This window comes from Leifsonia sp. NPDC102414, from assembly GCF_044765685.1.
Taxonomy (GTDB): domain Bacteria; phylum Actinomycetota; class Actinomycetes; order Actinomycetales; family Microbacteriaceae; genus Leifsonia.
This window is the reverse complement of the sequence record NZ_JBIWKN010000011.1, coordinates 23,710-31,657: the sequence shown is the minus strand read 5'-3', so window position 1 is coordinate 31,657 and position 7,948 is coordinate 23,710. Positions and strand designations below refer to the sequence as shown.

The window sequence follows — 7,948 nt, the reverse complement described above, 5'->3', positions numbered from 1 at the left end:
GGCACCCGCGGTCTGCCCTCCACCAATTTCGGAGCGGCCTCGGGCAACAACGGCTCGATGAGCGACCACAGTTCATCCGAAACGATCCACGGCCGAGACTGACGCTTCCCCACGACCAGACCAACGAACGCTGAAGCCGAAAGTCACATGATCAACAGCTTCTGTTAGGACCTCTTAGCGCAGTGAGTGACGCTGGTAGCGCGACTCCGGTGGCCCGAAGGTCAGCCCATTCTCGTCGAGGGCGTTGGCGATGGTCAGTTGGCTGTGGGGAAAGCGGAAGCTGACGGCGACTGTTCCCTGGGCCATGTCGCTCCCGTTCCACTCCAGGAGCTCTACGTCCTGGAGGATCTGGCCCTGGAGGGCGCCCAGTTCGGCGCGCATGTTGTGACGCCACTGGAGATCAAAGTCGGGCCACAGGACCGGCTGGTGGGGGTCCACCGTGTTCCAGGTGATCGAGAGGTCGTCGAACTTTTGGTGGTTGATCTCAACCTGTTCTCCGGTGAAATCGAGCAGGACCGGGCAGTCGGAGAACCACTCGTTGTCCTGAACGTCCCAGACCAGCCAGGCATGGGTCAACGGACGGCCGATGAGCGCACGCAGTTGCTGGCCGTGGCCTGCCACGACCGCGGAGCGACCGTTCAGCCAATCAGGCCGGTAGGTTTCGATCCCGAAGTTGAACACGCCAGGATCCTCTCAGAACCAGAAATCACGCGACTTACGGAGGCTCTGGGGCTGGTCCGGGAATGGGTGCGGCCACCGGTGATCATCGGTGTGTGAAGACAGAAGATCAGACGGTAGCCGCAGGTCACAGCATGGATCCTGCCCGGTGGCAGGACAGGTTCGAGGTCCTGATGGGCCGCATCGCGGGGCGGTTTGCCCGGGTGGAACCGCGGCGCCGGGCGAGGGCGCTCGTGCTCGGTTTGCTGTCGGACCTGCCACGCAAGAATTGCTGGACGCTCGCCGAGTACGCAGGGGACACGACCCCGGACGGCATGCAGCACCTGCTGTCCAGGGCCAGGTGGGACGCCGACGCGGTCCGCGATGACATCCGCGGCTTCGTCGTCGAGCAGCTGCACCACCACGACGCGGTGCTGGTCGTCGATGAGACCGGCGACCTGAAGAAGGGCGCCGCCACGGTGGGCGTGCAGCGTCAATACACCGGCACCGCCGGACGCATCGAGAACAGTCAGGTGGCCGTCTACCTCGCCTACGCGACCCCGAGGGGGCACGCGGCGATCGACCGGGAACCGTACGTTCCGCGTTCCTGGGCCCAGGACACGGCCCGCTGCCGTGCGGCCGGGATCCCTGACACCGTCAGCTTCGCCACGAAACCCACGCTCGCCGCACGCATGATCGGCCGTGCGCTGGACGCCGGCGTCCCCGCGTCCTGGGTAGCCGGTGACGAGGTCTACGGAGGCAACCCCCATCTACGGACCGCGCTGGAGGGACGGCAGGTCGGCTATGTCCTCGCCGTCGCCTGCGACCACCACATCACTACCCGCGCGGGCAAGTTTCGCGCCGACGTCCTGGTCAAGAAGCTGCCGAAGCGAGCCTGGCAGAAGCTCTCCGTCGGCGCCGGAGCGAAAGGGCACCGCTTCTACGACTGGGCCCTGGCCGACATCGCCGACGACCGGCCCGGCCACCGCCATCCACTGCCTTCTACCACTGCTACTCGGCGGCAAGAGTGCCGCTGTCCGCCCTTGTGAAAGTGGCAGGACGCAGATGGACAGTCGAGGAGACCTTCCAGTCCAGCAAGGGCCTGGCCGGGCTCGACGAACACCAGGTCAGGTGCTGGACATCCAGGTACCGCTGGGTCACCCTCGCGATGCTCGCCCACGCCTTCCTTGCCGCAGCCACCGCCGACGAACGTGCGCAGGAGCCACCTCCGGACGACCTGGTCCTGCTGACCTGCAACGAGATCCAGCACCTGTTCACCACACTTGTCGCCCAGACCGTCCACACAGTCATCCACAGGCTCCGTTGGTCCGAGTGGCGACGACGCCACCAGGCCCGGGCCCGCGCCTGCCACTACGTGCTCACGGTCTTGGCCAGCTTTCGCTGGATCCTCCGGAGGATTGGAAGCATGGCCTCGTCACCTGGCCCGGTGGCTGTCTGCCATTCGACGCCTGAACCGACAAGGTCGCTGACGAAGACGATCTCCGTAGCCAGAAGACGGCGCCGACCGACTTGCTTGGTGACGGAGTCTGTTTCCTCCAGGGGCCGGCAGGTCAGACGACCCGCTTGTGGCCTCGAAGCAGGATGAATACGGTGATCAGGGCTGTGAGAACGAAAAGGATCGAGGCCCCGAACCACTGCATGCTGTGCAGCTGTGAAATGGGCAGGTAGTCGATGGACCAGCCTGAGATGTCGGCCTTCTGTCGGCAGGCAGCGCGGATGCTCTCAGCGCCATTAATACAGGTGCCCAGGCCGCGCGTGCCGCCTGAACCCGTGGCGTACCAGCGATCGATTTCAATCGCTCCGTGAGGTATCTCGGGGAAGACCATGGGGTGGTCCTTGCCGGTGGTCGTCAAAGTGATGACGTCGCCGAGATGCAGCCGAGCCCGGCCCCACAGGAGTTGGACGATCACGGCGGCGACGAACGTGACCACCATGGAGAGAAGTGTGCGGCGCAAGATCATGCCAATTGCCATACCCGCTGCGACGGTGAACAGCGCGAGTGCGACGGGGACTGGGCCCGTGTTGTCGAATATGAAGCCATCGCTCCAACTCGTTCCCGAGTCTGAACTCTTGATCGGCTCGAACCACCAGCCGAACGCGATCGATAGGGCAGTCGTGCAGAGAACGACGACCAGCATGCTGAGGCCCAGCTTCGTGCAGAGCCAGCGGATCCTGCTCGCGGACTGGGAAGCGATGAGCTTAGCGGTGCCGGATTCAAGGTCACCGGCAAGAAGAGGAGCGGCAAGGAAGACGCCCAGCAGGATGGGAGCAAAGCCCAGGCCAAGACCCACCTTCTGGAGTTCGAACTGGTAAGGGCCCAGCCCGTCGACCCATTTACCCGTGGCTGATGGCCAGCCATGGGCAGCGAGGTAGTCAGCGAGGTCGGCTCGCTTGAGGATGATCCATGCCACGGACAATGCGGTGGCAGCGAGGAGAGTCCAGTAGGCAGCTCGGTGCTGGCGCCAGACGAGCCAGATCATGCCGCTCAGGCGGGGACCGCGGCGCGGGGTGGGCGATGGGGCGACGGGGGCGGCCGCGGAGAGGGGAGCGAGATTACTCATGGTGCTGTCACCTGCGAGCCGTGAGAGTTGAAGGCGAGAGGGATCTGGGGTGTGGGACTGATCAGAGGAGGCGCGTCAGGGGAGCGCAGGTAGGACAGGAGAAGCTCCTCCAGCCCAGGGGTGCGACTGTGCCATTGGCCGGCAACAGGCCCGTCCGGACGAATGAGAGCGGTCACTTGGCGCCCGCTCGTGCGGCTCTCAATGACAGTGTGTGCAGCGAGTTCGGCCGGGATACCGTGGGGCTGACGGGTGTCGCTGTGAGCTCCCTGCACGAGGAGGTGGGCGCTGCGGATCTCCTCAACGTCCCCCGCCACGCGCAGACCGCCGGTGGACAGCACAAGAAGGAAGTCGCAGACGTTCTCTATCTCGCTGAGCATGTGCGAAGACATCACCACAGTGGTTCCACGCTCAGCCGCCTCCGCCAGCAATGTGCCCATGAGCTCATGGCGGACCAGGGGATCGAGGTCGGACATCGGCTCGTCCAGGAGAAGCAGGTCGGGCCGCTTGCCGAATGCGAGGGCGAATGCCACCCGGGTCCGCTGTCCGCCGGAGAGCGTACCGATCTTCGCAGCCATGGCCACATTGCCGGCTCGGACGATGCCCTCGGCCGCCTGTTGGTCCCAGCCAGGGTTGAGTTCTCGCCCCAGACGTAGCGTCTCAGCGACGGTGAACCGGCGGAACAGTGGCTTCTCCTGTGCGAGGAATGCCGTACGCAGGCCTGCCTCGGCGGATTCCGGTGCCGCTCCAAATACCGTGAGCGTGCCGTCCGTCGGCTTCAGCAGGTTGGCGGCGATCGCCATAAGGGTTGTCTTGCCGGCTCCGTTGGGACCCACCAGCCCGCAGATCCGTCCTGCTGGCAGCCGAAACGAACAATCCTGCAAAGCCCAGCCTCGACGGTACTTCCTACCCACCCCGAAAGCCTCGATAGCCGACTCCTCGATGGGGTCGGCTATGTCCATAGCATCCCTGGCGTTACTCACTGTTGCTCCTTGCGATTCAAGCTCGTCGATCTACTTCCGGGGGCCGCGACCTCTGCGTACTTTGCATCCAGGAGCGAAGCGATAAGGGCAGATACGTCCTCTCGCTCCAAGCCTGCGTCTCGGGCTCGCCCCACCCACGCTTCGAGCTCCTCACGCAGCTGCGAGTCGGATCCTGACTGTGGACGCGCGAGCGAGCGGCGGATGAACGTGCCGAGGCCGGGCATCAGCTCGGCCAACCCTTCGCGCTCCAGCTCCCGATAAGCCTTGAGGGTGGTGTTGGGGTTAAGAGCACTGGCCTCGGCGACTTCTTTGGCCGTGGGCAAGCGGTCTCCGGGCATGAGAGCACCCAACCGCAGAGCCTGCTTGGTCTGTTCTACAACCTGTTGATAAGCGGGAATCGCGCTGCGCCGGTCGATGCGGAACTCCATGGCCTCCACCATTTAGCTACTACATTAGTGGAATGATGATGGAGGTGCCGTTAGCGATCTGTCAAACGAGCTCTGCCGCGCGGCCCACCGCAGGCCAACGCCGCCAGTAAGCCATAATCAGCCCAAATGAGGACAAGCTCGGGGTAAAGCGATACGTGCGGTCTGTTCCGTCCGTACCGAAGAGCCTCGCCGACGCCCTCGCCAAGCGGGGCGTGTGGGTCGGAATGACCGAGCGCGAGCGGCGGGCACTGCTCCGCCGCCAGCCTCATGTCACCTCGTGGAGGAAGGTCTTGCTGGACGGCAAGGCTGCTCCGGCCGGGGCGGAGAGCTGGTAGAGGCCCGAAGCCGTTTTTGCCTGCTCGATCGGCGCGGCGTCTGGGACGTCCGGCAGGCCCTGCCAGGCCTCGCGCAGGAGGTCGCAGGCCCGTGCCGCTTCCGTGTGTTCGTGCAGGTGGTGCTGGATGTCCTCTCGCACCGGCGACAGAACGCGGCCGCAGCCTGCTGACGTTCCACGGGCGCGGGCCGCGTAGATCTCCCGTGGGGTGGGCTCGTCCCTCCAGGTGTCGCCCGGCAGGGACGCGAGAAAGACCTCCGGTTCGCGCAGCACCGGCCGGTAGACGGGCCTGCCTGTCTGCTCCCGACGGCTGCGGCGCCGGTGGGCGAGTGCTTCGCGGAGAGCGTCTCGAGTCTGTTCGGCGGAGCGGCGGAAGGCGGGGGCGCCCTGTCGGGCGCGTTTTCGGAGCATGGCCTCATAGCGGGAGCCGTCGTCGATGGGCACGTCGTGGGCGGGCAGCCGGGTGTGCGGGAGCACGTTGTGCTGCTACCGGCGGTGCAATTCGTGGCGAAGGTAGGCGGCCGCGTCCTTCAGGTGCGGAGGGACGCCCCAGGTGGCGAGTTCGGCGGCGAGCTGAGGTGCCGTCCATCCGGCGGCGATCAGCGGGCGCAGGGCGTAGGCGATACGGCGGGAGCACGCGGTGTAGAGCCACCACACCTGCCGCTGCACCTGCTCGGTCACCGCGATGGCCTGCTGGCACTCCCCCGATGTGAACGGTGCGCGAGGCCTGCGCGGGATGCTGGTCGGCTTGCGAGGACGTCGCGTGTTCTTCTTTCCCCCCGCGACTACCTGCAAATGAGAACGGGTTGAGGTGACCACAACAGAAGGGGTACAGCGCCCTGTTAGCGTGGAACGTATCCGCCGCGCCCGCGATCGGGCGGCGGAGACAGCTCGTGACCGGCCCTTGTCCGTGTAGCCAATGAGACGAGCCCGGTAGCCGACGCCACGGACACGGTGGCCCATCCCCGCAGGCGCGGGGGCGACCGGGGCCGTAGGTCCGCATCGCGTCCCTCCCCGCGAGGCCTACAAACAGCGGAACACCGTCGAGCGCTGCATCAAAAAGCTCAAGCAGTGGCGCGGCCGGGCCACCCGCTATGACAAGACCGCCACCATCTACCTCGCCGGACTCCACCTCGCAGCCATCTTCATCTGGTCCGCAAGATGATCCAAAGGAAACGACCTAGTACTGCAACGGTGTCTACCGTGACTGCTGGCCAGTTCGGTCGTTGGTGTGGGTATGGGTGGGGACCTTGCGGATGTGCGTGTGTGGGCGGGTGAACTGGATGCTGTGCATGGACGGTTCGCGCACCGTTTCAGTAGGTCGGAGCCGCGGGAGTCGGCTCTGGCTTACATGCGGGGCCTGATCGCTCCGTTGCAGCGCAAGAACGGCTGGACGCTGGCCGAGGAAGCCGGTCATGAGGGGCCGGACCGTATCCAGCGGATGCTGAACCGGATCGAGTGGGACGCCGACGAGGTCCTCGACGACGTCCGCGACTACGTCGTGGAACACCTCGGCGACCGAGACGCCGTGCTCATCGTCGACGACACCGGCTTCCTGAAGAAGGGCCTGCTGTCGGCCGGGGTGCAAAGGCAGTACTCCGGAACCGCCGGCCGCACCGAGAACTGCCAGATCGGAGTGTTCCTCGCCTACGCCACCGGCCGCGGCCGCACGCTGATCGACCGGCGGTTGTATCTGCCCACGTCGTGGACGGAAGACCGGGAACGCTGCCGCCGGGCTGGCATCGGCGACGAGGTCGCCTTCGAGACGAAGGTGGCCATGGCCAAGGCGATGGTCCGCAAGGCCGTCGCGAACCGGATCCCGTTCGGCTGGGTGACGGCGGACGCCGCCTACGGCTACAGCAAGGGCTGGCGGTTCGAGCTGGAGCAGGCCGACATCTTCCACGTCATGGCCACCACCCGGCATGACACGGTCGTCACCCGCTGGTCCATCGATCACCCCGTCCACGAGCTGTTTCCCGGCCTGCCACGGCAGAAGTGGAAGCGCCGTTCGTGCGGCGCGGGAGCCCACGGCCGGCGGATCTACGACTGGGCCCGCGTCGAGGTGAGGCCCTGGCACCGCGAAGACCGCCGGCACTGGGTTCTCGCCCGCCGCAGCGTCAGCCGGCCTGACGAGATCTCCTACTACATCGCCTACTGCCCCGCCGACACCACGCTAGACGAACTGATCCGCATCGCCCAGCCGCTGGGCGGTGGAGGAATGCTTCCAGACCGCGAAGCAGGAGTGCGGCCTGGACGACTACCAGGTCCGCCGCTACCCCGGCTGGCAACGCCACATGACACTCGCCATGGCCGCCCACGCCTGCCTCACCGTCCTGCGAGCCCGCCAGCTGGACACGGAGAAAGCAGAAACGGATCCTCCCAGCTCATCCACCTCAGCCTCGCCGAGATACGACGACTGATCACCCGCCTCACTGACCGCCGACCCACCCCCGTCGACCACACCCTGCACTGGTCGACATGGCGCCGACGACGCCAGCACCAAGCCCGCACCAGCCACTACAAACGACGCGGACACAGTCCCTGAAAACTGCCCAGCAATCAGGACAGACACCGTTGCAGTACTAGTTCTTCGACCGCTCGGCGATGGTGTGGTCCCGGGTGGGGACCAGGGTGCCGTCCACGATGAGCACGGTGCCCTTGGCGAACTGCTTGCGAGGCTGGAGCGCGCGCATCGGCCAAGATGGTCGATGATCCGGTCCGCCGCCGACTTCGACACCCCGAACAGCGGAGCGAGCTGCCGCATGGTCAGGTTCGTGCGCCAGTAGGCCGCAACCAGCAGGGCACGGTCCTCCAGCGGAAGACTCCACGGCCGGCCCCTGCGGACCGTGTCCGCACCCCTGCGCCGCAGCACCGACACCAGCTTCCCGAACTGCCGCGGGCTGAGCCCGGTGAACGGGTTTATCCAGGATGGCTCCGACGCCGTGACCACACCAGCCACACCAGCCA

General features: G+C 66.0%; 6 protein-coding genes and 5 pseudogenes. 4 read left to right on the top strand and 7 right to left on the bottom strand.

The genetic code is table 11. The features are described 5' to 3' along the window. Nucleotides 1-174: 174 nt before the first annotated feature. The gene (locus ACIRCZ_RS20425; RefSeq protein ID WP_402856785.1) at nucleotides 175-681 is read right to left on the bottom strand and encodes a hypothetical protein; all 507 of its coding nucleotides are present in this window, start codon (nucleotides 679-681) and stop codon (nucleotides 175-177) included. Between the two features lie 170 nt (nucleotides 682-851). Here ACIRCZ_RS20425 and ACIRCZ_RS20420 point away from each other — a divergent pair. Further along, nucleotides 852-2,032 (top strand): annotated as a pseudogene (locus ACIRCZ_RS20420) (IS701 family transposase); the annotation flags it as partial. Nucleotides 2,033-2,228: 196 nt separating this feature from the next. On the opposite strand, the gene ACIRCZ_RS20415 reads toward ACIRCZ_RS20420, so the two are convergent. The 3 genes from ACIRCZ_RS20415 to ACIRCZ_RS20405 all read right to left on the bottom strand — a co-directional run bounded on the left by ACIRCZ_RS20415 (nucleotide 2,229) and on the right by ACIRCZ_RS20405 (nucleotide 4,647). After that, on the bottom strand, nucleotides 2,229-3,158 hold the full coding sequence (locus ACIRCZ_RS20415) for an ABC transporter permease subunit (protein WP_402856782.1): 930 nt from the start codon (nucleotides 3,156-3,158) through the stop codon (nucleotides 2,229-2,231). Between the two features lie 77 nt (nucleotides 3,159-3,235). Continuing rightward, the gene (locus ACIRCZ_RS20410) at nucleotides 3,236-4,198 is read right to left on the bottom strand and encodes an ABC transporter ATP-binding protein (RefSeq protein WP_402856791.1); all 963 of its coding nucleotides are present in this window, start codon (nucleotides 4,196-4,198) and stop codon (nucleotides 3,236-3,238) included. 17 nt (nucleotides 4,199-4,215) lie between these two features. Beyond that, complete coding sequence (locus tag ACIRCZ_RS20405; protein WP_402856779.1) at nucleotides 4,216-4,647, bottom strand: GntR family transcriptional regulator; 432 nt, start codon at nucleotides 4,645-4,647, stop codon at nucleotides 4,216-4,218. Between the two features lie 133 nt (nucleotides 4,648-4,780). Here ACIRCZ_RS20405 and ACIRCZ_RS20400 point away from each other — a divergent pair. Beyond that, nucleotides 4,781-4,982 (top strand): annotated as a pseudogene (locus tag ACIRCZ_RS20400) (WhiB family transcriptional regulator); the annotation flags it as partial. Here the strand turns inward: ACIRCZ_RS20400 and ACIRCZ_RS20395 are convergent. Both ACIRCZ_RS20395 and ACIRCZ_RS20390 read right to left on the bottom strand, forming a co-directional pair. After that, a complete protein-coding gene (locus ACIRCZ_RS20395) occupies nucleotides 4,913-5,458 on the bottom strand; it encodes a hypothetical protein (RefSeq protein WP_402856776.1) in 546 nt (181 codons plus the stop codon). The pseudogene ACIRCZ_RS20400 and the gene ACIRCZ_RS20395 overlap by 70 nt on opposite strands. A 9-nt stretch (nucleotides 5,459-5,467) precedes the next feature. Then, nucleotides 5,468-5,662: a hypothetical protein gene (locus ACIRCZ_RS20390; RefSeq protein WP_402856773.1), complete on the bottom strand. Its 195-nt coding sequence runs from the start codon at nucleotides 5,660-5,662 to the stop codon at nucleotides 5,468-5,470. A 337-nt stretch (nucleotides 5,663-5,999) separates the two neighbouring features. On the opposite strand from ACIRCZ_RS20390, the pseudogene ACIRCZ_RS20385 reads away from it, so the two are divergent. Both ACIRCZ_RS20385 and ACIRCZ_RS20380 read left to right on the top strand, forming a co-directional pair. Then, nucleotides 6,000-6,146 (top strand): annotated as a pseudogene (locus ACIRCZ_RS20385) (IS5/IS1182 family transposase); the annotation flags it as partial. A 72-nt stretch (nucleotides 6,147-6,218) separates the two neighbouring features. Next, nucleotides 6,219-7,401, top strand: a pseudogene (locus tag ACIRCZ_RS20380) (IS701 family transposase). Between the two features lie 165 nt (nucleotides 7,402-7,566). On the opposite strand, the pseudogene ACIRCZ_RS20375 reads toward ACIRCZ_RS20380, so the two are convergent. Continuing rightward, nucleotides 7,567-7,940: pseudogene (locus tag ACIRCZ_RS20375) on the bottom strand (transposase family protein); the annotation flags it as partial. Nucleotides 7,941-7,948 lie beyond the last annotated feature (8 nt).